Raw genomic sequence first — 24,697 nt, 5'->3', positions numbered from 1 at the left:
TTTTTTATCATTATAACAAAAAAAAGATACATTTTTCAATGTATCAATGCATTAGGTAAGATTGTATTAATATAAAATGTGCCAAACTTCCGGCAAGAATAAACAAATGGAATATCTCATGAAACCCAAAAACGCCAATCTTTATCTTTTCGGACTTTGTTGCGTAAAATATGGCACCAATTGTATAAAAAAGGCCTCCTGCAATTAGCCAAAAAAATCCACCAAACGATAAAGCCTCTGAAAGCGGGTGAATAAATGCAACACTAATCCATCCTAAAAAAACGTAAATACCTGCCGATAAGACACGAGGCATATGGATAAATTTAATTTTTGCAACCATCCCAATAATTGCAAGTGTCCAAATTCCAGCCAGTAATCCATAGCCTAAAGCGCCTCCCAAGGCCACCATACATATAGGTGTATAGGTTCCAGCGATTAAAACAAATATCATTGCGTGATCTACTTTTTTCAATTTTAGAATCACCGAATCAGTGCCATTATAGCCATGATAAACGGTGGAAGCCGTATATAACAGGATCATACTGATGCCAAATATTGCCCCTCCAATAATGGAAATCAGATTTTCATTTAATGCCGCAGTTACAATCATTGTAATTAGCCCTGCTATCGAAAGCAATATGCCCACCAAGTGGGTCCATGTATTTACAGGTTCTCGCATGTGCACCTCCATTCAAGTAGTTTTAAATACTATATAACACTATATTGATATACTAACATGTAATTGTAAAAAGTACAAGACATGATATACTATATTTATATAATCTCTTGGAGGCGAACATGCAAAAAAACCAAATTAAAAAAATATTGGAATTCGTAGACCCTAACTACGAAATGATTCCGAACATTCCCCTTTACATGGATCAACTTTTAGACTACCTAAAATCAAGCCTTGACCCACTTGCACGAAGTGAGTCTGACTCAATTTTTACAAAAACAATGGTCAATAATTATGTAAAAGCAAGCGTTATTGCACCACCTGAAAAAAAGAAATATTCAAAAGATGCCATTGCAGATTTGCTTCTTGTCTACCATTTAAAGCAAGTGTTTTCCATTCAAGATACAAAAAAAATCATAGATCTTGCTAGGTCGGAAAATCAAATCTATTATACACTTTTTACAGAGATTCAGGCGCAAACACATGAAAAAATCAAAAGCGAAATTTTAACTGAAGGCAGTAAGCAAGCACAAATTGAACAATTATTTAAATTAAGCGTAGAGGCTTCATCAAAAAAAATACTGGCCGAGCGTTTACTCGACCAGTTGATTGAAACCCAAGAGTCTAAAGAATAAAATTGTAGGCATAAAGCCACAAAACTGTAGATAAGACTGTAAAACACTGAATCATAAAGACAAATGTCATTCCGGAAGTCCATCTAAAATCCTGCCTTGCACGTTTTAACATAGAAAAGGCTGGTAGCCACATCACTATAGCTGCATACCCTAAGTACCTAACCGCCTTAAATGATGCCATATCGCCATAAATCACTTGCCAGAAACCATATTGACTGGCTGCAACGTAAATTGCCATAAGTAAAGCTGAGTTCACAAGTGTAAAAATTAAAAGGACTGTTCTTGGGGTATCATGAATTCTATTGACTTTCATATCACGCCATTTTCTTAAAAAAACAAAAAGTGCTGCCACATTGAAAAACACACCCAGTGCCATTAGAAATACTTCCATGTAGAAATTCCTAAAAACAGATACCTTTTGGTAAACATCATTTCCGATTACCAAGGCTTCCAACTTTCCTTCGGCATCAACGTGAACTTCTGCCAACTGGTCTTTTTCTGAACTGTAAAAAAACCGATCTTGAATTTGAATATAGGGGATTTTGTCAATGGTGATTTTACCACTGTCGCCAACCACCTTGATTTGATGTATCAATTTTGTCAATTTTTCAAGTGTTTCCGGCGTTGCATTAACAGGTGCATAAATGCCAGTAAGTTGATCGAACTGCTCTGGCTTATCGGTTTCAATTCCCTTTTCACTTTCCGGAATGTGAAATAGCAATTGTAAGACTTGCCTTGTCAGTTCTGTCCGAGCTGCTACATCATTTGTATTATAGGCCAAAAATAGGCCAAAGTTCTTTTCAGGAATAAACAATAGTCTAGCCGTAGAGCCTGGAATACCACCATCTTGAATATAGACCTCTAAATCACCAAAATGTACAATTGAAAAGGCATTGCTTCTACCAGTGTAAACGCCAAATTGCCGATTAAACACCCTCTCTCTTATACTTTCCGATGCTTTTGATGTGATCTTTTCCATAAAGACAGTCATATCATTGGTCGTTGTAATGAAATCATCGGAAGCCAAAAATTTTGTTCTAAACGGACTTAAAGCTTCACTTCTACCGCCAGATATCGCGTAATTCTGTAGGAGCGCCATATCACTTTTAACCTCTTGTTTGTAAAAAGAGGCCGCCCCAGTCATCGCAAATTCATCTTCTAAAAAGTTTGCCATATGGGCTTCATAAGATGTTTTTGACAAACTTTCAATAAGGACACCCGCTAAAATCGAATTCACATTCGATGTCATAATATACCGATCAGATTCAATCACAGGATTCAGTTCATAAGCATCAAAAAAAGAAGCCACTTCTTCGGAAAATGGTTTTTTTTGCGTCACAAGAGGCAACTCACGATAAGCCGAATTCATACGAACACTTGGGATTCCAGTTGTATGCGTCAGCACATTTTTAAATGTAAGGTCCTTGAATTTGTCAAATGGCCCCTCTAAATAAACAGAAATTTCATCATCCAGCTGTATATTCTGCGCCACCATTAAATCCAGTAGGGCAAATGATGTAAACACTTTTCCTATTGCCCCTGTTTGAATCAAGGTCTTATCCGTTGTAAACGGCAAATTTGGCTGTAGGGCTGCACGCCCAAAGGCTTCTTCATACAAGCTGTTACCATCTTGTACGACTGAAAGTGTCAGCCCAGGTAGATAGTGTGTCACCATAATTCGATTCATTATAGCTTCCATTTCAAGTGGGTCTATTTCACTCGTCTGAGAAAACCCTATGGGTTGCGCACAGATTAAGATAAACGCCATTAGAATGCCAATAAAATTCTTCACAAAATGCCTCTTTCATTTATTGATTTTATACAATTTACTGACTCGATCCCTATAAGTCATGTCTAGTATGATGTCTTTTCCAACTTCTATTGAACCCTCTTCTAGTATCCCTCTCACCGTCTCATATGCTAAATCTGGAAAATTATTTTCCTTACTTAAGTGCGCCAGTAAAATATGCTTCGTTTTTCCAAAGCCAATTATTTCACGGGCAATATACCCTGCATCGTCGTTGCTAAGATGGCCGAACTCGCTTAGTATCCGCCTCTTAAGCACCATTGGATAATTTCCAGTTTTCAGCATTTCAATATCATGATTGGATTCTATCATTAATAAGTCACAATCTTTAAATTTTGCCACAACTTCATCTGAAATTGTACCAAGGTCTGTTGCAATTCCTATTTTTGTACCATCATTTATAAAAGCATAGCACAGTGGATCCACAGCATCATGTGAAATACGTGCACTTTGAACCATTATATCCCCAATCGCCAAATCATCAATATGTGGATAAAGTCGCAATAAATTTGGATCAATGTTGCCAATTTTGGACTTAACTGCATCCCATGTTTTTTCAGTCACAAAAAGAGGCATTTTATACCGACGCATAAGAACACCCAGGCCGCTTATGTGGTCTGCATGTTCATGTGTCAGTAAAATACCATCTATATCTTCAATGGAAATTCCAATATGTTCCAAAGATCCTTTAATATATTTGCCGCTCATTCCAGCATCCACGAGAATTTTCGTTTGTTCAGATGCCACAAGTTGACAATTGCCAGAACTCCCACTTGCCAGGGAACAAAAGGACAATGCCATATGTTACCTCTTTCTAAGGCGTCTCGACTGCCTGTATATAAACAATCTCACCTTTTACTGTCTGTATTCGATAATATGGAAGTGCTTCTCCAGAAATTAAATTACTCACTTGAAAACGACTGTCATTCAACTTATAAACCAAAGAAATGTCTTCTATTGAGTCGCCTTCACTTAAATAAGAAAGCGCTGAATAAAGTGCAGCATCCAATTGAATTATATCATATTTTGCCACATCAGTGCCATGAACCGTAACAGGCCAACTTAATTTGTAGCCTACAACTTCATCCTGATACAACCATATTAGAGTTCTATTTTCTTCAAGTATTAACCCATTAACTGTTTGGACCAACTCCACCAAACTGTAGTCTCCTAGCTGTCTGGCACTTACCAAATCATATTCAACCTCTACCGATTTCTGGGTAAAAAATTCTTCAGCCAACAAAATTAAAGCTTGACTTTCAGCTTCAGATAGTGTTTTAAACCACCTTAAATTTTGTCCCTTATCCTGCAAGACTCGGCCTTCATGTGCAGTGAGTGCCCATACGAATGTCATTCTATTATGGTACACAACCGAATTCTCATTTAAAAACCGATTCGATTCTGCTACATAACCTGGTCCCAAAAACAACTGAATTGTCTGCTCTGGTATCGGTATAAATTCTAATTCAACAGAGGAAACTGAAAGTGGAAACCTAAGTTCTTCCAAATCTACAGAACTGTCAATTCCATTTTGATGGTACAGGGTCATAACATCCCGAATATTTGAAGTTCTCATGGAATTAAATAAAATTAAATCTTCCATTATAATGAAACCCAACATGAGGTTGGTAATAACCAATAGTCCTATGATAATATTCTTAATCTTTGGCCAATCCATAAGCACCTCATTACCGATATGTTTTAATCAATGTCCCAGTGTAGGCATTAAACACGTAAACCCGTCCGCTAATTTCCACATGCCAAGCGGGTGTCATAACATCCATTACATTTACTTTCGTATAAACCAACTCTACATGTTCAATCGCACTTCTAATTGGGAAATAATATGCCATATTTTCAAGCGCTGAATCATAAATGTTGTTGTCTTGTAAATAATAAAGGCTTACTTCCAAATAGTTATTTTCAATACATTCATCAATTGCATACAACCGGTCTACACCTGTGTTGCCCAATTGCACAACAAATTTCTTTAAATCCTTATAAACACGCGTTACTTGGTCGCCACTAACGGTGATTTGAATTGGATTTCCACCTGAATTTTCTATGGCAACAGCATAATCCCCAATCTTATAATTGAAAGCAAAAGTATGAACGTCGTCTGTCAGTTGATAATCCGTTAAAAAAATATGCTCTGGAGAATACCCAAAACGCTCAAGTTTTCCAGCTGCAATGTGAAAAGCCTCGATGAACGTCAACTGTATTTCACTGGCGTTTTCAACTTCTTTTTGAAACACGATTGGACCACTCGGTGAAAGTGTTAATATTTTCTCCCCATAGCCGTACATGTATATGGTAGACCCACTTACATCTTTTAATTTTTTAACAAAATCCATTCTGTTCCCAAATACAGTTCTTGAAATGTCTCCAAATCCAGTAGCCGGTTCCTGATCCACAAAAACAATTTCATTTTGTATGCGAATCATTGGCACGACTTTTCCATATTGGAAGGGAATCAATTGGTAATTATCTTGATTATAACTTTCATCTACAGTACTTGAAAGACTGTACCTGTCCGAAATTTTTCGGTATTCAATAAAATCCGATTGTTCAACCTTTTCTATAACCTCACTTAAATCAAAAGCAATTGTGCCATAATCTAACTTATAATAGGTTTCCGTCACACCATCATAGACCAATACCAACTGACGATTTCGATTGTTTAAAATAAATTCAGTTAAATAAATATCTGAAACATCAAGTGGTGGCACTTCTAAACCATAGACTTCACAAAATTGCTGAATCGTTAAGTCTATCGGCATTTCAAGAAGTATACTTTGATCTTTAAAATATTGAATATACTCAAATGATTCAACAGCTTCTAAAGTTTTATAGTTCATAAAGACGTCGCGTAAAACGGGGTGTACGGATTGCCAAATTTCATTTTGAACCCGTGTGTCATAAACCCGTGTATATGAAAGACCCCCAAAGCTAATTTGATAACTTTGAGGGTTTATATACTTAGACAATTGAGTCGACTTCACTTCAACATCTGACGTATCGATGTTGCCTGCGAACAACCCATCATACATAACCCACTGTGTTAAAATCAGGGTTATGAAAAACAATCCAATAATCACCATGGACTTTATTTTCTCTTTGGAAAATCCCATGTAATGCTCCTTTATCAGTTCGCAGAATTTAATGGCATTAAAGGCACTAAGCTTGACTCCTTTACAGTAACTTTTAAATCAATTTGCTTAATCAGTTTGCCCTCTGAATCTGTAAATCTTAAAGCGTATGTGCCTACAGAAAGTGGCTTAAGTTCATCACTAAAGTTCATACGGTCTATCTGGTTACTGTAAATAACAGTTTCAAACAATTCAAGGTACTGTCCTGCAACTTGTATATACTCATTTTTAAGCAAAGTCTGCTCTGTTTTCAAATCCATCCAGTCCATATAAACTTCTAGTGCTTCAGGCGATAACTTGGACGCTTCTTCTGACCGTTCAAGCATGGAATCAAACCCATAGACACTATTAATCTCAAGTAAAGATGCTTGATTTTTGTCCATTTGATCTTTTATTTCAAAATATCGATTAATGAGCGTCACTTCAGTTTCATAAGTCTCAGAATCTTGGCTTTCTTCCATTGAATAGACACGATTCATTTGAACCGACCTATTGTTTAAAGCAGATCCAGGCATAACTCGCATAATTGAAACATTAAGACGGTCTCTAATCGCTTCCAAAATATCTAAGTTCTGATTCAATCGCACCAGAGAAACCTGAACAGGCGTTTCATCTACAATTGTATCTACTATATTTACATTTATAAAAATCGTTTTATCTGCCATTATTTCAGTAGAAATTGGCTCGGCAACGATGATATCTTCAGCAGATACAGACCGACCTTGTCCAGTCTCACTTGCAAAACCAAATGTGCCAATCATCAAACTCAATAGCACACATAATGAAATTGTGAGTGTGGTTTTACGAAACATCCTTTGCCTCCAAAATCAAAAATAGTTACCTTGTAATCCTTTTAATTATACACAATTTATATTACAACACCATTACATACGATTTAAAACACAATTACACATTTTTTCGGTCAAAGGGAAGTGATATGGTTACTTTTGTTCCAAAGCCATATTCAGAGTCAATGTGTATTAACCCACCGTGAGATTCAACAATTTCTTTTGCAATGGAAAGTCCCAATCCAGTACCACCAAGTTCTCTAGATCTTGCCTTATCCACACGGTAAAATCTTTCAAAAATTCGATTTAAATCTGTTTCAGGTATGCCAATTCCATTATCCGTTATAACAATATCAAAAAAAGTCTCCGTATGTCCTTCTCTTAAATCCACAACAATTTCAGACTTGGCGTCAGAATATTTTATCGCATTTGACATAATATTTAAAAGCAGTTGTTCAATTTTGTCACCGTCTAAATTAGCATTTACTTGATAGTCATGGTATCTCTTTATAAATACATGTCCCTTTTGATCGGCAGTTGCTTTTAGTTTTAAGATGCACTGATCCAACAACTGATTTATGTCTACTTTATTTAATTTCAGTTGAACAGTATCCGAATCAAAATTACTCAGTTCAAGTAAATCTCGGACCAATCTGGACATACGATCAGCTTCTGAATTCACAACCCCTAAAAAAGTGTTTTGCATCTCAGGATCATCCACCCCACCTTCAAGTAAGGTTTCGGTGTAACTCTTGATACTTGTAAGAGGCGTTTTAAGTTCATGCGAGACATTTGCAACAAATTCTCGGCGCATATTTTCCAGCTTTTCTGACTCCGTAATATCTTGAAGTACAAAAACGACCCCCATCTTATTTGAAGATTCGTCTAAAAATGGGGCAAAATTCACCTTTAAGATGCGTCTATTGTACGTGATATTTTTAGACCCAATACCATTGGTCAATTTCCCAGAACTGTATATCGATAGTAAGTCTCCAATGATATCTTCATCAAAGTCACCGTCTAGTGTTAAAAGGGCTCCAGCTTTAGGATTACAGTGTATGATTTGACCCTCTGCGTTAATAGCGATAAGGCCATCTTCCATATAATTTATAATTGCTTCAAGTTTGCTTTTCTCACTGGAAATTTCAGAAACGTATTTTTTCAATTCCCCTGTTAAGAAATTAAAGGTTTGAGAAAGTGTTCCAATTTCATCATCTGAATAAACTTCTACAGTTTGATTAAAATCTCCTTCGGCCAATTTACCAGCACGTTGTGTAATCTCATTAATTGGATCCGTGATGCTTTTTGAAAGAAAAAATCCAATGACAATGGCCAAGATCAATGACAGCATCAATGACTGAATAATAATCATACGCGTCCGTTCAAGAGTCCCGTATATATCATTTAAGTCATACCTTAAATACATAAGTCCTATTTGATCATTTCGATAAAAAATTGGATAGACTTTATCTTTGGTCCGAACCTCATTTGAAAGTTCGAAGTTGCGTTCCACAGTTTTGCCAATTAACCCTTCAACAACAAGTTCCGTATTTAAAACTTCTGAAACAGGCCTTCCAGTATTTTCTGTACTGGTTGCCAAAATTTCTTGAGTGCTCTGATCAACGATATAGATTTCTTCTCGCAACCCAATATCTGCATGTCTGTCAATGGTCTCTTTTAAAAGAACTTTTACCGATGACAAATCATCCGTTTCAATTTTTGTAAGTTCGGATTGCATAATTTTTGAAATATCATCCAATCTTGTGGAAACAATATCCAGATTATACGCTTCATATGCGCGCACAATAAATACGCCGGCAAATATCATTGCAACAAATACCAGCATAAAATATATAATTGTAAAACGCATACGAATGCTTTTAAACATATAGACGCCGCCTAATTCTTTTTAAAATAATAACCCACACCCCGCTTAGTCACAATATAAGTAGGATTGCTCGAATCTGGTTCTATTTTCTCTCTAAGTCGTCTCACTGTAACATCAACAGTCCTGATATCACCAAAATATTCATAACCCCAAACATCTTTTAAAAGTTGTTCCCTTGTAAATATTTGGTTGGCTTGTGTGGCCAGGAATTTTAAAAGTTCAAATTCACGTAATGTTAATTCAACAACTTCACCTTCTTTAGTCACTTCATACCGGTCTATATCTATGCTTAAGCCACTGGCTGTTACCACATGTCCACTCCCATTTTGAGAATCAACTGCAGCAATATCCATACGTCTCAAGTTTGCTTTCACCCGAGCAATCAATTCCCGCATCCCAAATGGTTTTGTTATATAATCATCTGATCCCAGCTCAAATCCAAGAACCTTATCCACTTCTTCTTCTTTGGCTGTAAGCATAATGACTGGCATGCTAAAACCCTCTCTAATTTTTCTGAGCACCTGAAAGCCATCCAATTTAGGGAGCATCACATCTAAAAGGACCAAGTCCGGTTGAAATTGATATACTTTTTTGAGCGCTTCTTCGCCATCAAAAGCAGTTTCCACGTCATATCCTTCTTTAACTAAATTAAATTTAATAATATCTGATATCGGTTTTTCATCGTCTACAACTAAAATTCTTTTACTCATGGTACGCCTCCTTCACTAGGACAACACTCTTCAATACAATTCTATAGGATATATTAAAAAAAAGCGAGTCTATGACCCGCTTTTTCGTTAAAATTTAATATAATTCTTTGGATTTTGCGGCACATTGTTGATCAAAATCTCTAAATGTAAATGTGGGCCTGTACTATTTCCTGTATTACCACTTTTAGCAATCGTCTGTCCTTGAAAAATTTTCTCGCCACGGCTTACTAAAATTTTACTTAAATGCAAGTATTTTGAACTTACATTTGCACCATGATCCACAAAAACATAATACCCCAAAGATTTGTTATAACCAACTGCAGTTACGACACCACCGTCAACAGCCTTTACACTGGTTCCAGTGGAAATTCCTATATCAATACCAGTATGGTAATCACTTTTACCTCTCAACGTTCGCCATCCGAAGTTTGAAGTAACTGGCCCCCTAGACGTCGGATGAATATAGGTTCCTGTTCCTATACGGGGTGGTGGATCTTTTGTCCCCTGATAAACCACTTTCGTCTGAGGCTCTTTTACCACTTCCTCTGAAAGCACTTTACGTACAATTTCACGTCCATTTTGTTTTAAAACTTCTGCTTCTATGACACGTTCACCATAAGAGCCGCTGACTTTTGTCTTGCTTTCACCCTTATACAAAGAACTTGTGGACTCATAGGTTACATCAAAAGCGATTCGATCTGAATAAACTTCATTTTCTACTGTTACAACTGTAATCAGAGGTTTTGGTACAACCAGACTGATCTCCATTCCAATTTGAAGGGCTTCCGGTTTTACATTGGGATTTGCCGCTTCCAAATCTTCAGGTGTAACGCCATAGTATTGGGCAATTACCCAATAGTTCTCACCTTTTTGAACTTTATGCGTTTTTTCTTGCTTCGTTCCTTTTCTAACATAAGTCAAGGCATCCGAAACTTCATCATATCCTTCAAAGCCAACGATGTCTAAATAGGCTGGCTTAATTGTCACATTTTCATAAAAATAAACTTCTAAAATTTCAGATTCAGTTCCAGATGTAAATTCTGCTTTAAGTGCATCAAGCATGCGTTCAGCTTCATTTTCTGTCCGGAAATTTGCAACTGGTTTTCCATTTGAAAGCACTTGATAGGTCTTAACCGATGCCGCACTTAACACTTTCACTTGAGGTATTTCTTGAACAGCATCTCCAACCCTCTCTGAAGGTTCAGATACAACGGCACCTTCAACACCCTGAAGTGTTGCGTGCTCAGTGGTAAGCGCCTCTTTTTCTAAATTTTCTGTTTCGTCTGATGCCTTGGGTGCGACACTAACCACATGTGTTGGCTGTTCATCCAAAGCAATTTGATCATTTGGTTTCAGCTTACCAATCCCATAAAGTCCTACAGCTGTTACAAGGACTGCTGCAGTTACAGAGGCTAAAACAATTTTATGATCTGAAATATACGGCAGGATTTTCGTTCTCAAAACCCCTGAAACACGTTCGGTAATCTGATGTACATCCATAGAAAAGTTAAATGATTTCTTAGTTTTATGAACATAAGAAGCTTGATGCTTCTTCGATTGATTCTCATTTGACTTAAATAGTTTCTTTACGCCATTAACAGCCAAGTAAGCTGGATAAAATAAAAGTGCAATCACACGTGCACCTGTTTCCGCAATTTTTTCACTGCGCTCTACTTTGCTATTGCCTTTGACATAGAACTTGGCGTTTGAACGTTTGTATTTGTGCTTGTTAGACGTTCGCTTTGGACTTTTCCCCATCCTATTCTCCTCATCTCTGGCTTTATTGTAATAGTATTGTAAAAATACCCTTTTAATTATAACACAAGTTTTCCCTTTGATAAATTAAATTTTATCTTATTCTATAATTTTTAGTGTTCCTTTACACTTTGATGTTATAATGATATCAAATACTTTTAGAAAGGACAATGTCTATGGGGTTTTATCAAAGTGAGACAACATTTGATCTCGGTGAAATGAGTGTCGAAAATTTATTCATTACAGATTTTATGCCCTCTGCCAGTGGAACTTACGTCAAAGTCTACTTAATGGGCCTCATGCTCTCAAAATCCAGTACCGATGGGCTGCGAATGACACAAAAAGGATTAGCTTCTCTGCTGAACCTCCCAATACAAGATGTTTTAGATGCTTGGGTTTACTGGGAAAAACAGGGCATTGTCAAATTGATTAAAACAGATCCAGGCGATGAACCAGATGTGGAATTTATTTCAGTACGAGAACTCTACATCCAATCCAATTTTACCTCTAAAATGGAAAAACCCATTTCCAAACCAAACACCAAAAGACAAACACCTTATAAAAAACTCTATGATTCTGTTGAAAAAGTAATCGGACAGACACTTTCGTACACATTATATCGTGACATTGGAGATTTTTATGACAATTATTATCCCGATGCCACCATTATTACAAAAGCTTTTGAAATCACATATAAGGAACGGAATATAAGAGATATTAAAGCAGTCCGCAACCTATTAAATAAATGGTTAGAACTAGATCTTAAGGATTTAACAGCTATTGAAACCTATATTAAAAACACCAACACAAGATACAGTATGTACAAAGACGTTCTAAAAACTTTGGGGATCCCATATCGCTTGGCAAATGAAGCGGAAATGGAATGTATTGACAGATGGTTGGATGATTACGAATTTTCTTTAGACACTATTTTAGACCTTATTAAAGCCTTTGCGCTTAAAACCAATTCCCTAAATTTTAATTTTTTAGAAAATCGGTTTAAAAACCTCTACGATCAAGGCATAAAATCTTATTCGGATTTTACAAAATTAGAAAGCAAAGACAAAAATAAGCCTAAGCCCAATACACATAAACGAAATCAACACATTGTGGAAAAGCATAGGTCCTATTCCGAAGAAGAACTAGAGGCCTTACTTTTGAACAAAAAAGAATAGAAAGGACCCTTTTATGGACGTAACCCAGCAAAGAGTTTCAGATATTATGGATGACTATGCAAGACAACGAGATCAAAATGCTATGGCTTTAAAAGAACGTAAACAAGTCTTGTATGAAAAGTACCCTGAACTTGCAGAAATTGATCTGCAAATGAGTCAGATTGGCGCTGAAATATCAAAATCTATTTTAAAAAAACCACAAAATATTGAGATTATGCTCATGGAACTCAAAGCCTCTCTAGAACAACTCAAAAAAAGACGGGCCATGATTCTAATCAACAATAAAATCAGTCCAAACGCATTGGAGCTAACTTATAAGTGCGACAAGTGCAAGGACACCGGCTTCACAGAAAACAATAAAAGATGCAGTTGCTTCACCCAAAAACTCATCCAACGGGCATATGGCATGTCTAACATTGAAAAGCAATTGTCTGTTCAAAATTTTGAACACTTTGACCTAACTGTTTTTTCGCTTGAAAAAAGCGCTAAGGACGCAATATCACAAAGAGACAATATGAAGCAAATTTTGTCAGAAGCCGAATCATTTGTTCAGGATTTTCCCAACAGTCAAAATCTTTTTTTCTATGGTGCAAGTGGTCTTGGGAAAACTTATCTCTGCAATTGCATTGCCAAATCACTTTTAGATTCAGGTCATTCTGTCATCTATCAGACACCTTTTAGCATTATCAACATCATTGAAAAGAAAACTTTTACTGACAAATCAAATACATTTGTACAAATGGCCTATGCCCAGCTCACTGAAGCAGACCTCTTAATAATAGATGATCTGGGAACTGAAACACCAAATTCCTTTACCATAAGCGAATTCTACAACATTATTAATTCTCGCATTCTTGCAAATAAAAGTACCATCATATCCACCAACATAAAACTGTCTGAAATATCTTCATTCTACAACGATCGAATTGATTCCCGTATTAAAGGCCACTACAAACTGCTTAAATTTTTTGGTCCAGATATCCGTTGGGAAGTATAACTGTTCGCAACATCACATATAAAATAAGAACCTATAAATTCAGAATCCTGAATCCATAGGTTCTTTTCTTTTAAAACAAATTCCCCCGCACGATGGTTTCTGTTCTCTTTGGTCCAACAGAAACAATTTTAACAGGAAGGCCAACTAAAGCTTCTATGCGGCGCACATAATTCTGCGCATTTTCAGGGAGCGCTTCAAATGACTCAATACCAGAAATATCTTCTTTCCATCCTGGAAGGGTTTCATATATCGGCTCACATTTTGCCAGAACATTCAAGCTCGCAGGAAAATGTTCAATGACTTCGTCCCCATATTTATAAGCTGTACAAATCTTTATTTCATCAAATCCAGTCAAAACATCTACTAACATCAAAGCAATACAGGTCATACCATTCACACGTTTTGAATAATTCACCATAACCGTATCAAGCCAACCACATCTTCTTGGCCGACCCGTGGTCGTTCCAAATTCATTGCCCGCAACCCGAATACGCTCGCCAACCGCATCATCGAGTTCTGTTACAAAGGGCCCGAGACCAACTCGTGTTGTATAAGCCTTGGTAATGCCTATAACTTCGCCAATTTCACCCGGTCCGATTCCAGAACCAATTGTAAAGCCACCAGAAGTTGGATGGGAACTGGTTACATAAGGGTATGTTCCATAATCAAGATCCAACAAAGTACCTTGAGCACCTTCAAGAAGCACTTTTTCATTTCGTCTTAAAGCATCATAGACAATAACTGATGTATCGGCAACAAAAGGCTTTATACGCTTAGCATATGCCGTATATGTTGCGACCAATTCATCTTCAGGTAAAGGCTCACCACCATATATTTTAACGATAATTTCGTTTTTAGACTGAATCCGGCTTCTGAAAAGAGGCTCAAATATTTCTGGATCAATAAAATCACACATTCGAATCCCACTGCGTTCTACTTTATCCATATAGCATGGGCCAATACCTTTTTTTGTAGTACCAATCATGTCCTGACCACGAGCTTCTTCAGCCAGTCGATCAATTTCCCTATGATACGGGAAAACCACATGGGCACGATCTGAAACTTTTATAGAATCCACAGATAAACCCTTGTGCTTTAGTCCATCAATTTCATTTAAAAATCCCTCCGGATCAAATACGACACCATTGCCAATAACATTAATTGTATCTTCATTTAAAATACCAGATGGTATCAAATGCAAGGCATACTTCTCTTTTCCGACAACAACCGAATGTCCGGCGTTATTACCACCTTGTCCTCTTACAACAACATTCGCTTCTCTCGCCAGATAATCAATGACTTTTCCCTTGCCTTCATCGCCCCATTGAGCGCCTAGAATCACAACTGTAGACATAACTCACCTCATCCTTTTCTTTCATTGACATCGTAACAAATGTGTTCATCAAAGTCAATAAAACCACGAATTATTTCTAAAATTTACAATTTATTATTCGATTTTTCAATCAAAGCCTCTATCGCCGGCTCAACATGCCATTCTCTTTTAAAGGCTTTATAAGTTTCAAGTGCTTTTTCTTGAGTTGCATCAGTCCCTTGAGACTTATAAGCCCGTATCAAAATATTTTTAGGTGTATGCGCCAAATCAATAAACTCAAGTAATTGAACTTCATAACCTCTAGATTCAAGTGCAGTCGCTCTAAGTGTATCTGTTACAAGTGTCACTAATTTATCTTTAACAACACCATGTTTAAGCAGCGGCATCATGGCTGGATGATCAATCTGTTTAAAAAGCTCATGCTGGCAACAAGGCACTGCAAAAATAACACCGGCACCCCATTCCACAGCCTTCACAAGAGCTGCATCAGTCGCTGTATCACAAGCATGCAATGAAACAACCATGTCTACTCTTTCACTCTGATTATAGGTTCTGATGTCTCCTTTTTTAAAAATCAATCCCTTGTAATTCAAAGCATTTGCAGTCTCGTTACAAAATTCAATAACATCTGCCTTCAAATCAAGACCTACAATTTCAACATCTAGTTTTAATGTCGTCACCAAATAATAATAGAGGGCAAATGTTAAATAAGCCTTTCCACATCCAAAATCCACAATTCGTATCTTATGCGACAAATCTAATGCCTTAAGGCTATCCGACACGAACTCTAGGTATTTATTTAACTGCCTAAATTTATCATATCTTTTTTTGAACACTTTCCCACTCGCATCCATAACACCAAGATAAACCATAAAATCACAAGGTTCACCCTCTGGGATTAAGTAACGTTTTACCCGATTATGAGTTGGCTGAGTTAAAAACTTAGAGGGTGGTTTTTTCAAGATCTTCTCCTTCATTTTCTTACTGTATAAAATTTGATAATCTGCACTCGAAGTGAAAAAGACCCCTTGTCTGAAGAAAATACCCAGCAAATTTTCCAAATATGAAATCAAAGCATTGGCATCCATATTGTCGTGAAAAACCTTTGAATCCACATAAGAAGTTACCTGATACTTAAATTCATCTTGTACAGTAACAGGCCGAATTTCAATTTTATGTGCAGCAGATTCAATGCCTTTTTTTAAATTGCTCACAACTCCTAATATCAATTCTTTATTTTTTATACTTTTATATAAGTCTTGTTTCATAGGCGCCTCCAAAAAAATCATGTATAATAGAATTAGTCCTATTTCATCTCTTATTATATCACGGATGATAACCTGACACTGAATCTCGCAAAAATTTGATGCTATAAATCATTATATGGGGAGGCTATTAAAATGATTGAAACCAACATTCCAAAATATCAGGAAGAACTTATCAAAACACTTCAAACATTAGTTAAATTTAAAAGCGTTAAGGATGCCCCGGGTCCAAATGCCCCCTATGGGGTAGAAATTTCAAAGACACTTGATGCTGCCCTTGAAATTGGCGAAAAAATGGGGTTTAAGGCTGTTAATGTCGACCATCATGCAGGATATATTGAATTCGGAGAAGGTAAAGAAATGCTAGGCATTCTTTGCCATCTAGATGTCGTCCCCGAAGGAACCGGTTGGTCACACCCACCTTATGCAGGTGTTGTAGTTGACGATCGACTCTATGGCCGTGGCACTTTGGATGATAAAGGGCCAATGGTTGCCTGCCTATACGCCATGAAAATATTAAAAGATTCTGGCTTTACACCTCAAAAAAGGATCCGCCTTATTTTGGGAACCGATGAAGAAAGCGGCAGCAATTGTATGAAATATTATTTAGAAAAAGCAGAAAAACCCACCGTGGCTTTTAGCCCCGATGCGGACTTCCCTGTAATCCATGGCGAAATGGGCATTGTCCTTGCAGAATTCACAAAAAAATTCGGTCCACAAGATGAGGATGGCGGGATTAAAGTTTTAGAAATAAAAGGGGGGACAGCCCCAAATATGGTTCCAGAACTTGCAACAGCAAGTGTCGTTTCACCCTTTGATTTAAGTGAAATTGTAGCACTTTATGACAAAGCGGATTTGGTCCTCACACAAGAAGGTTCAGTTTCTCATATTAAGTGTCACGGCGTAAGCGCTCATGGCAGCACGCCCGAAAAAGGTGTGAATGCCATTTCTCAACTGATTCAATTTTTAAGTATATTAGATTTACAGATTGGCGATACTTCCGATTTTATAAGATACATTGCTGAACGAATCGGAACTGAAACCGATGGAGAATCCTTGGGAATTGCACATAAAGACTATTTTAATGCTTTGGTTTCAAATTTAGGCATGCTTCACATCACGGAGAATTCTGGGAAAATGGTCCTAAACATTAGATATCCAATTACGTATAAAGAAAGAAAATTAAAAAAAGCTATCGATTCTGCCATAAGAGGCACTGGAATCGAGCTTACAAATTGGCATTGTGCACCGCCTCTATTTTTTAAACCAGATCACCCTTTAGTAAAAACTTTAATGACCGTCTACAAGACGTGCACGGGCGATGAAAATGCAAAACCTATTACCATTGGAGGCGGCACATATGCACGGACAATGCCCAATGCAGTGGCCTTTGGCGCCTTATTCCCGGGGCAGGAAGATACCATGCATCAAAAAAACGAATACATTAGAATACCTGATTTAATGAAAATAACAGAAATATATACACAGGCTATTTACGAACTTTCTAAATAGGCCCACCATTCCAAAAACTGTTCAGTTGATCTTGAAATGTCAGCAAACTTGTAAATGTCTTGCCCCAATCTTTAGGAAGCAGGCGTCTGTAATAACCAGAGGTGTACCTCTGATCCACTAGGAGGATTACACCTCTGTCTGATTGAGACCGAATCACACGGCCCGAACTTTGCATCACTTTGTTAATGCCCGGGAACTGATAAGCAAATTCAAAACCATTTCCGCCCGATGTATCGAAATAGCGTTTAATCAATTCATTTTCAAAGGATATCATAGGAAGCCCAACACCTACAACCATAACACCAATTAGGGATTGTCCTTTTAAGTCAATCCCCTCCGAAAAATGTCCGCCCATAACCACAAACCCAATAACGGGTTTTTTATTTTCTTCAAAATCAAACTCTGATAAAAAAGCCTCTTTCCCCTCATCTGTCATATCACGTTCTTGTCTTAAAATGTTCCAATCCCCCTGATAGGTTTTTACAAACAAAGTGTACGCTTTTTCCATATAGTGATACGACGGAAAAAAAACCATATAATTTCCCCGTTTAGTGCTCACCATTTGAAACAGGTAGCGCGCGACATTTTCAATAGATTCATCTCGATCTTTATACTTAACAGAAATATCTTTTGAAAAAAGCATCACCCTATTTGCCTCATCGAAAGGAGAGGGTAAATCTAAAGCTTTCGCATTTGAATCTCCCAGCAGCATTTTTTTATAATAGGACATAGGTGACAAGGTTGCAGAAAAAAACACAACAGCACGGGCGTTTGAAATAAACCTTTTCAAATTCTCCGCAGGGTGAATGCAAAATAACTTATACACCATCTGTGGCAGATGACCGTTTTTTATGTAGGTTAAATAACCCGCACTGTACAAATCACTAATTCTCAAAAATCCTAAAAAGTCAAAATAAAGGTCCAACACAGACTCATAATACGACACATTTTGATTCTCTGTTAGCCATTTTTCAATGACTAATGCCCGTTTTCTTACAATCGGATCCAAAGTGTCATCTCCAGTTTCCGAAACCCATTCTCCTGTTTCATCACAGTTCTTCCGAACTTTTAGAAGTGCTCGGTTCACAGCTTCCAAGGCGTTTTTTAATTTTTTATCCCGATCTGTAAGTTCTTTTTTAACGAAATTTATTTTCTCACGACTGAGTTCTGCAGAATACATATTTCGCGCACGATCTACCATATTATGGGCTTCATCCACTAAAAAAACAAAGTTTTCTGTTGGCATGTCAAAAAAACGTCTTAAGTAAACACGCGGATCAAACGCATAATTGTAATCACATATGATAACATCTGAAAAAAGTGCCAAGTCTAGAGAAAATTCATAAGGACAAACTTGATGTTTTCGAGCATAAAATTCAATAGAAGTCCTCTTATAAACATCTTCATGCGATACAGCATCCCATAGCGCATCTAAAGTACGATCAAAATGACCTTTAGCGTAGGGACATTTATCTGGATTACATATCACGTCATCATTTATACAAATTTTATCCTTTGCAGTCAAAGTCACCTGCTTTAAAAAAACGGATTCAGAACTGCTTCTAACTCTTATTGTTGCTTCTTCCGCAACTGTTTTTGCAATGGTTTTAGCCGATAAATAAAATATCTTTTCGGTAAAATCAGCAGGCATTGTCTTTAACGCCGGGAAAAGCGTCGACATGGTTTTACCAATTCCTGTAGGCGCTTGTGCAAATAATATCTCACCATTTTTTATTGTATTATAAACCGACACCGCCAGTTCTCTTTGCCCTTTACGATAAGCGCCAAACGGGAAATCTAAATTTTCAATGCTAGAATTGCGTTTAATGCGCCAATCCATTTTAAAAATTAACCACTTTTTATATAGGTTAATGGTGTGGTGTAAAAAGTTCATTAGTTCCGTCGCTTGAAAAACCTGTTTAATGCGCTTCACAGCACCAGAATCGAAATCCGCATATGTAAGTTGAATGCCCATTTCGTCTAGGCCATGCAGTTCGGAATAAATAGCACCATACATTTTAGCTTGAGCCCAATGGACTGGATATGTATCTGCATCTATTTTATCTAAAAATACAGAAGTCCCTTTAATCTCATCAATAATTTGCAGATCCGGTGTCGACAACACGCCATCCGCCCGCCCACTCACAGTCAGATATATTTCTCGATCCAAATCAATGCAAACTCTTTTTGAGAGAGGCACTTCTGCTTCATAGGCATCTCCTTGAGATTTTTGAATTTTTTGATGCACTTTTATACCATCTGTCATACGGCTCTTACCAGTAAAGCGTGTATCCAAGTCTCCAGATTGATACACAAATTCCACTAAGCCGCGAACAGATATTTTACCTTCATATCCCATAAACAACTCCCCCCCGTGAACGTATGTTCGCTCTAATTGTACCACATAACCCAATAAAAAAGAACCGGTTCATACCGGTTCTTTTAAATCAATCATTCAAAGCAACATATTTTTTTTCTCTAGAAAGTACGGTTCTAGAATATGAGGTGGAATACGTTTTATACGCTTCATAATATTTTGCTAAATTTGTAGGTCCTCTATTGTATTCAGATAGGATGCGTTCATAATTAGAACCATATGAATCCATCAGCAAATCCAAATACTTTATTCCAAGCGCCAAATTATACTCGGATTCAAATATCCGCGATGGATCGTATTCAAGTCCCAGTTCCTCACCAAATTCAGTGGCCAACCACTTTTCTGTCCCCGGAATAATCTGCATATAGCCTCTGTCCTGATCTGCCCCGACGATTTCACGGTCAAAATTACTCTCAAGGTCAATAATAGACAAAACCAAAGAATAAGGAATATCAAAACGGTCTGCATATTTAACAAGTGATAAGGCACCCTCATAATCCAAGGGCGTTTGCTCTGAAATTGCCTTAACATTTTCCAATTGAGTGGTTTCAAATGCATCCAAATCAATAAATCTGGATATCTGCTTAAACTCTTCCACAATTGGCGCTTGCGCTTCAATTACGGCATTCGCCTGTTCTACTTGTATAATTAAGTTATCAATTTCTTCATCTCGTGCAGCAAGTGACTGTGACATCCGCTCACTCTCCGCTCTTAATAAGTCGATTTCATTTGTTGCTTCTAAGAATTTTTCTGCAGTTGATACCAATCCAACCCCGAGAATCACCAGAACAACAAGCAAAATCTTATTTACTGATTTCATAAGTTCACCTTTCCTTAACATGCTTTATTAAAAAACAGAATGAACACGGCATGGCCATGTTCATTTGACTTTTCAAATTATAGCACAAGTTCATAATGTGTCAATTAAGAAAATGTAACTTATGTTGGTTTAATCCAAACCACTCGAGAATACCCATTTTTTTCCACGCTCTAAAACGTTGTAAATTCAGCGTTATTCTATGCTAGGGTTAAATTGCACTAAATTGTATTGTATATTTACCACAATTAAATTCCCATTTTTTTACTTTTTAGGTGTTAGATTATTGTATGCCTGCATCTTTCTAAGCCTATTGGAATCAATTTGAGTGTCTGAATTCGTAGTACTTTCCGACTTGATTACATAGGACTCTGGTTGTTGTAACACTTGTATCATATAAGCTATTGTGTCTGTAACTTGTGACGCTTTTGCTTTTTGATAAGCACGTTTTATTTTATCAAAGTCATTACCAGAAATTGCCAATATGATGTTGGCTTCTTTGAAACTTATTTTTTCCTGTACCAATTCAATCACCTGGTCTACCATGGCAGCATTTTTTTCCTTTTGACTTTTAAAAACTGGTACAGGTGCATCTGGTGCTGAAGAATCTCCAAGAAGGTAAGCCGCCATATCTCTAAGTCGTTCTGTTTCAGAATCCTCATCCGAAGCCAAAATTTCCGAGCGAGAAGCCTGAGAATCAGCTGTAAAAAAACCGGGTTTAAAGTCATCTTCAAACGTATCGGGCACTTTTGTAATTTCATCGACTCGGTCTTGGTCTCGAATCACTTTACTGCCATACTTTTTAGGGGGATTTGATTGATAATCTTTCTCCAAATATCCTTTTAAACGCAAAGAGTCAAAAGCACGTTTAGCAGTTACTTTTCCACACCCCATGAACTTTGCCAATGCTTCGGATGTGAGTTTTGCATTTTCATCCCTACTCATTAAAACCAACAAACACATTTTTTCATAAACATCTAATTCTGTATTCTCAAAAACTTCCCTTTCAATGGTTTCCCAAAACTCCATCTGTGCCACCTTTCAGGCTTAAATCAATTTGATTCTATGAAAAACTTTTTTGCCTTTACGAATCACCACGTCACCCGACTCAAAATCCGAAATATCAAGCGTTCTTGCAAAATCTGTTACAACACTGTCATTGATTGCCACACCATTTTGTTGAATCAACCGTCTACCTTCACCTTTTGAAGGGATTAGTCCAATTTCAAGCATCACATCCAAAATCCCCATACCCGCTTCAAAAAGTTCTGTTTTCATTTCAGTTGTTGGCATATTCTCGTTCTTTGTTCCATTAGAAAACAGTGACCGTGCAGTCTCAAGTGATTGTTCTGCCGCTTCTTCTCCGTGAACAATTTTTGTAAACTCATATGCCAGCACTTCTTTGGCCCTATTAATTTCAGACCCTTCAAGTGCAGACAGTTCTCTAACTTCATCCATTGGTAAAAACGTTAACAGCTTTAAGCAATTTTCAACATCTGCATCTTCAATATTTCTAAGATATTGGAACAATTCGTAGGGCGACGTTTTTTCCGGATCCATCCATATAGCACCTGATTCCGTCTTCCCCATTTTTTTCCCATCACTGGTCAACAACAATTTGAATGTCAACCCATAAACTTGGTTGCTTTCCATTCGACGCACCAAATCAACACCTGCAATAATATTAGACCATTGATCGTTACCACCCAGTTGCATTTGACAGCCCAGTTCGCGGTTTAACTCTAAAAAGTCATAGGCTTGCATAATCATGTAGTTGAATTCAAGAAAACTCAATCCTTTTTCCAATCGCTGTTTAAAGCATTCAGCTGTGAGCATTCTATTTACTGAAAATTTACTTCCAATTTCACGGATAAATGGAATATACTTAAGTTCATCCAGCCACTTGGCATTATTTGCCACGAATCCATTTTCGCCATCAAGATTCAAATATTTCTCCATTTGTTTTTGTAGGGCGTTTCCATTTTCCACAATGGTTTCAGGTGTAAGCATTTTTCGCATATCCGTTTTCCCAGATGGATCGCCAATTTTTGCAGTCCCCCCACCAATAAGGGCAATGGGTCTATGCCCAGCATTTTGCATGTGCATCATTACCATAATTTGAATAAAATGTCCAAGATGCAAACTGTCTGCAGTTGGGTCAAAGCCTATATAAAACGTAACACGTTCTTTCTCCAGAAGTGCTTTTACTTCTTCCTCATGCGTAATCTGTTCTATATACCCTCTTTCCATTAACACATCATATACACTTTTCATAAGTCACCTCTCACATAATATTTGACATAAAAAAAAACGGGCCTCTAATCCTCGAAGGACGAGAGTACCCGTGTTACCACCTTGCTTCATGATTTAAAAAATCACCTCTATCCGCTTAACGCGCAGTTTCGTGACAGTTTCCTGTCAAGGCTAATGACACGTATTTCAAATCGAATACCGGACCCGCTTTCACCAACCGCAAGCCTCTCTACAACTCAATATCCGCTTCTACTTAAATCACTTAACGCCTTATGGGACAAGCCCATTATCAAATTACAATTACTATAGTAAACTTAAGTCTTTTTGTCAAGGTTTACATGAGTTCTTCCACATGAATAGACCTATTTTTGATCAAATCAACAAACTTTTCACCCACTTGGACAATTGGTCTCGTTGGATAATTCTGATCTACAAACACAATTTTGCCCACATCCCCAGTTGTCAGCCGAACATTTTTCCCTGTATAATACTCAGACAATTTTTTTGTGAATACATAAACCACTTCAGGATCGAAAAGTTTACCGCTGGACCACGACAAATAATCTGCCGCTAAAAGTGGTGACACGCCTTTTTTATACGGGCGGTCGGTAATCATTGCATCGAAAACATCACACACCATTATAATTTTTGCAAAATCATGAATTTGTCCTTCTCTTAGCCTGAGCGGATACCCAGAGCCATCCATACGTTCATGATGATGCAAAGCAGCATACTTTATATTTGTTGTAACCCCTTTGGTTTTAAGCAGAATACTATAGCCCAATTGAGCGTGTTTTTTTAGGAGTTCAAATTCTTCAGGCAATATATGCGTCTCTTTTTTCAACAAATAATCTGGAATGTTCATCTTTCCAATATCATATAAGAGTCCCGCTTCGCCAAGTTCAACAAGTTCTTCATGAGAGTACCCAAGCCACTTTCCAACCATCGCAGCTAAAATAGACACCCTAAGTGAATGTTGAAACGTATAATCATCGGAAGCCTTAAGTTGATTCAACCTCATCAGAACATCGTTATTTCGAATCATATCCGGCAAGATATCTTCAACGTTTTCTCTAATTTGGTCTAAATCAAGATCCCCTGTATCTTGGAGTTTTTTAAACACCTCCTTGGTAGATTCAAGTGTTTTTTCGTGACGCACATCTATAGGAATATTGCCTTCTCCTGTAAGAACGTGAATCTCCATATTTCGATTAACGGCACTTCTTTCAGTGGGTTCATAGACATGACCATCTACTTCTTCAAGGTCCTTAAGAAGTTTTTCAATATCAAATGCTTCACCATTTTTTCGAGCTTCAGAATTCAATTTGTTGACGTCAAGGTCCACCGTTTTAACCAGCTCGTCGTGATCTTCCAAAATTACAATAGATTCATACGACATATTGCTCAGCAATTCAATATGACGGTCTGTAAGTGCTGTCCCCTTGCTCAAGAGTTCAACAACACCACTGGCATCAATAATAGATTCTCCTAAAACCATGCCTTTTTTCAGTTGATCTGTTCTGAGTCTTTTCACAATCGTTCACCATCCAATACTCAATC

At 37.3% G+C, this 24,697-nt stretch carries 19 protein-coding genes and 2 pseudogenes; 4 read left to right on the top strand and 17 right to left on the bottom strand.

Going from position 1 to position 24,697, the window contains the following annotated elements; all coding sequences use genetic code 11:
• Positions 1-43 precede the first annotated feature (43 nt).
• Complete coding sequence (gene trhA / locus JOC49_RS03835; RefSeq protein WP_243423587.1) at positions 44-679, bottom strand: PAQR family membrane homeostasis protein TrhA; 636 nt, start codon at positions 677-679, stop codon at positions 44-46.
• 119 nt (positions 680-798) lie between these two features.
• Between trhA and JOC49_RS03830 the strand changes: the two genes are divergently transcribed.
• On the top strand, positions 799-1,311 hold the full coding sequence (locus tag JOC49_RS03830; protein WP_204662554.1) for a DUF1836 domain-containing protein: 513 nt from the start codon (positions 799-801) through the stop codon (positions 1,309-1,311).
• On the opposite strand, the gene JOC49_RS03825 is transcribed toward JOC49_RS03830, so the two are convergent.
• From JOC49_RS03825 to JOC49_RS13340, 9 genes and pseudogenes are all read right to left on the bottom strand, one after another.
• A complete protein-coding gene (locus JOC49_RS03825) occupies positions 1,301-3,103 on the bottom strand; it encodes a serine hydrolase (RefSeq protein ID WP_204662552.1) in 1,803 nt (600 codons plus the stop codon). The genes JOC49_RS03830 and JOC49_RS03825 overlap by 11 nt on opposite strands.
• 12 nt (positions 3,104-3,115) lie before the next feature.
• Positions 3,116-3,919: an MBL fold metallo-hydrolase gene (locus tag JOC49_RS03820; RefSeq protein WP_204662550.1), complete on the bottom strand. Its 804-nt coding sequence runs from the start codon at positions 3,917-3,919 to the stop codon at positions 3,116-3,118.
• Between the two features lie 13 nt (positions 3,920-3,932).
• Positions 3,933-4,796, bottom strand: a complete 864-nt coding sequence (locus tag JOC49_RS03815) for a two-component system regulatory protein YycI (protein WP_204662548.1) — start codon at positions 4,794-4,796, stop codon at positions 3,933-3,935.
• A 10-nt stretch (positions 4,797-4,806) separates the two neighbouring features.
• The gene (locus JOC49_RS03810; protein ID WP_204662546.1) at positions 4,807-6,249 is read right to left on the bottom strand and encodes a hypothetical protein; all 1,443 of its coding nucleotides are present in this window, start codon (positions 6,247-6,249) and stop codon (positions 4,807-4,809) included.
• Between the two features lie 14 nt (positions 6,250-6,263).
• Positions 6,264-7,079, bottom strand: coding sequence for a hypothetical protein (locus JOC49_RS03805; RefSeq protein ID WP_204662543.1), 816 nt, complete (start codon positions 7,077-7,079; stop codon positions 6,264-6,266).
• 94 nt (positions 7,080-7,173) lie between these two features.
• Positions 7,174-7,515: pseudogene (locus JOC49_RS13500) on the bottom strand (sensor histidine kinase); the annotation flags it as partial.
• 165 nt (positions 7,516-7,680) lie between these two features.
• Positions 7,681-8,406, bottom strand: a pseudogene (locus JOC49_RS13495) (sensor histidine kinase); the annotation flags it as partial.
• 548 nt (positions 8,407-8,954) lie between these two features.
• Entirely contained in the window at positions 8,955-9,653 is a 699-nt protein-coding gene (gene yycF / locus JOC49_RS03795) for a response regulator YycF (protein WP_204662537.1), read from the bottom strand.
• A gap of 87 nt (positions 9,654-9,740) precedes the next feature.
• A complete protein-coding gene (locus JOC49_RS13340) occupies positions 9,741-11,411 on the bottom strand; it encodes a LysM peptidoglycan-binding domain-containing M23 family metallopeptidase (RefSeq protein ID WP_204662534.1) in 1,671 nt (556 codons plus the stop codon).
• A 173-nt stretch (positions 11,412-11,584) separates the two neighbouring features.
• Here JOC49_RS13340 and JOC49_RS03785 point away from each other — a divergent pair, with 173 nt between their 5' ends.
• Both JOC49_RS03785 and JOC49_RS03780 read left to right on the top strand, forming a co-directional pair.
• On the top strand, positions 11,585-12,583 hold the full coding sequence (locus JOC49_RS03785; protein WP_204662531.1) for a DnaD domain protein: 999 nt from the start codon (positions 11,585-11,587) through the stop codon (positions 12,581-12,583).
• 13 nt (positions 12,584-12,596) lie between these two features.
• Positions 12,597-13,580: an ATP-binding protein gene (locus JOC49_RS03780; RefSeq protein ID WP_204662528.1), complete on the top strand. Its 984-nt coding sequence runs from the start codon at positions 12,597-12,599 to the stop codon at positions 13,578-13,580.
• Positions 13,581-13,650: 70 nt separating this feature from the next.
• On the opposite strand, the gene JOC49_RS03775 is transcribed toward JOC49_RS03780, so the two are convergent.
• The gene (locus JOC49_RS03775) at positions 13,651-14,934 is read right to left on the bottom strand and encodes an adenylosuccinate synthase (RefSeq protein ID WP_204662525.1); all 1,284 of its coding nucleotides are present in this window, start codon (positions 14,932-14,934) and stop codon (positions 13,651-13,653) included.
• 83 nt (positions 14,935-15,017) lie between these two features.
• On the bottom strand, positions 15,018-16,181 hold the full coding sequence (locus JOC49_RS03770; protein WP_204662522.1) for a class I SAM-dependent methyltransferase: 1,164 nt from the start codon (positions 16,179-16,181) through the stop codon (positions 15,018-15,020).
• A gap of 132 nt (positions 16,182-16,313) precedes the next feature.
• Between JOC49_RS03770 and pepV the strand changes: the two genes are divergently transcribed.
• Entirely contained in the window at positions 16,314-17,690 is a 1,377-nt protein-coding gene (gene pepV, locus JOC49_RS03765) for a dipeptidase PepV (protein WP_204662520.1), read from the top strand.
• Here the strand turns inward: pepV and JOC49_RS03760 are convergent.
• The 5 genes from JOC49_RS03760 to JOC49_RS13430 form a co-directional block, all read right to left on the bottom strand.
• Positions 17,683-20,049 carry an ATP-dependent DNA helicase gene (locus JOC49_RS03760; protein WP_204662517.1) on the bottom strand — a complete coding sequence of 789 codons (2,367 nt, stop codon included), beginning with the start codon at positions 20,047-20,049 and terminating at the stop codon, positions 17,683-17,685. The two genes, pepV and JOC49_RS03760, sit on opposite strands and share 8 nt — an antisense overlap.
• An 88-nt stretch (positions 20,050-20,137) precedes the next feature.
• A complete protein-coding gene (locus JOC49_RS03755) occupies positions 20,138-20,887 on the bottom strand; it encodes a lytic transglycosylase domain-containing protein (protein ID WP_204662514.1) in 750 nt (249 codons plus the stop codon).
• Positions 20,888-21,148: 261 nt separating this feature from the next.
• Positions 21,149-21,913: a helix-turn-helix domain-containing protein gene (locus tag JOC49_RS03750; RefSeq protein ID WP_204662511.1), complete on the bottom strand. Its 765-nt coding sequence runs from the start codon at positions 21,911-21,913 to the stop codon at positions 21,149-21,151.
• A gap of 18 nt (positions 21,914-21,931) precedes the next feature.
• Positions 21,932-23,158 (bottom strand): tyrosine--tRNA ligase, encoded by a 1,227-nt coding sequence (gene tyrS / locus JOC49_RS03745; protein ID WP_204662509.1) that lies wholly within the window; start codon positions 23,156-23,158, stop codon positions 21,932-21,934.
• Positions 23,159-23,471: 313 nt separating this feature from the next.
• Positions 23,472-24,671, bottom strand: coding sequence for an HD domain-containing phosphohydrolase (locus JOC49_RS13430; protein ID WP_204662507.1), 1,200 nt, complete (start codon positions 24,669-24,671; stop codon positions 23,472-23,474).
• Positions 24,672-24,697 lie beyond the last annotated feature (26 nt).

Origin of the sequence: Fusibacter tunisiensis (assembly GCF_016908355.1) — a bacterium.
In the GTDB taxonomy this organism is placed as follows: domain Bacteria; phylum Bacillota; class Clostridia; order Peptostreptococcales; family Acidaminobacteraceae; genus Fusibacter_D; species Fusibacter_D tunisiensis.
This window is presented reverse-complemented; position numbering and strand designations above follow the sequence as displayed.

Excerpts from the sequence above, each read along its gene's own strand:
- JOC49_RS13340 (WP_204662534.1), bottom strand. The coding sequence starts at position 11,411 with ATGGGGAAAAGTCCAAAGCGAACGTCTAACAAGCACAAATACAAACGT.
- yycF (WP_204662537.1), bottom strand. The coding sequence starts at position 9,653 with ATGAGTAAAAGAATTTTAGTTGTAGACGATGAAAAACCGATATCAGAT.
- JOC49_RS03755 (WP_204662514.1), bottom strand. The coding sequence starts at position 20,887 with ATGAAATCAGTAAATAAGATTTTGCTTGTTGTTCTGGTGATTCTCGGG.
- JOC49_RS03810 (WP_204662546.1), bottom strand. The coding sequence starts at position 6,249 with ATGGGATTTTCCAAAGAGAAAATAAAGTCCATGGTGATTATTGGATTG.
- JOC49_RS03775 (WP_204662525.1), bottom strand. The coding sequence starts at position 14,934 with ATGTCTACAGTTGTGATTCTAGGCGCTCAATGGGGCGATGAAGGCAAG.
- JOC49_RS03785 (WP_204662531.1), top strand. The coding sequence starts at position 11,585 with ATGGGGTTTTATCAAAGTGAGACAACATTTGATCTCGGTGAAATGAGT.
- JOC49_RS03750 (WP_204662511.1), bottom strand. The coding sequence starts at position 21,913 with ATGGAGTTTTGGGAAACCATTGAAAGGGAAGTTTTTGAGAATACAGAA.
- pepV (WP_204662520.1), top strand. The coding sequence starts at position 16,314 with ATGATTGAAACCAACATTCCAAAATATCAGGAAGAACTTATCAAAACA.
- JOC49_RS03830 (WP_204662554.1), top strand. The coding sequence starts at position 799 with ATGCAAAAAAACCAAATTAAAAAAATATTGGAATTCGTAGACCCTAAC.
- JOC49_RS03805 (WP_204662543.1), bottom strand. The coding sequence starts at position 7,079 with ATGTTTCGTAAAACCACACTCACAATTTCATTATGTGTGCTATTGAGT.
- JOC49_RS03780 (WP_204662528.1), top strand. The coding sequence starts at position 12,597 with ATGGACGTAACCCAGCAAAGAGTTTCAGATATTATGGATGACTATGCA.
- trhA (WP_243423587.1), bottom strand. The coding sequence starts at position 679 with ATGCGAGAACCTGTAAATACATGGACCCACTTGGTGGGCATATTGCTT.
- JOC49_RS03815 (WP_204662548.1), bottom strand. The coding sequence starts at position 4,796 with ATGGATTGGCCAAAGATTAAGAATATTATCATAGGACTATTGGTTATT.
- JOC49_RS03760 (WP_204662517.1), bottom strand. The coding sequence starts at position 20,049 with ATGGGATATGAAGGTAAAATATCTGTTCGCGGCTTAGTGGAATTTGTG.
- JOC49_RS03820 (WP_204662550.1), bottom strand. The coding sequence starts at position 3,919 with ATGGCATTGTCCTTTTGTTCCCTGGCAAGTGGGAGTTCTGGCAATTGT.
- JOC49_RS03770 (WP_204662522.1), bottom strand. The coding sequence starts at position 16,181 with ATGAAACAAGACTTATATAAAAGTATAAAAAATAAAGAATTGATATTA.
- tyrS (WP_204662509.1), bottom strand. The coding sequence starts at position 23,158 with ATGAAAAGTGTATATGATGTGTTAATGGAAAGAGGGTATATAGAACAG.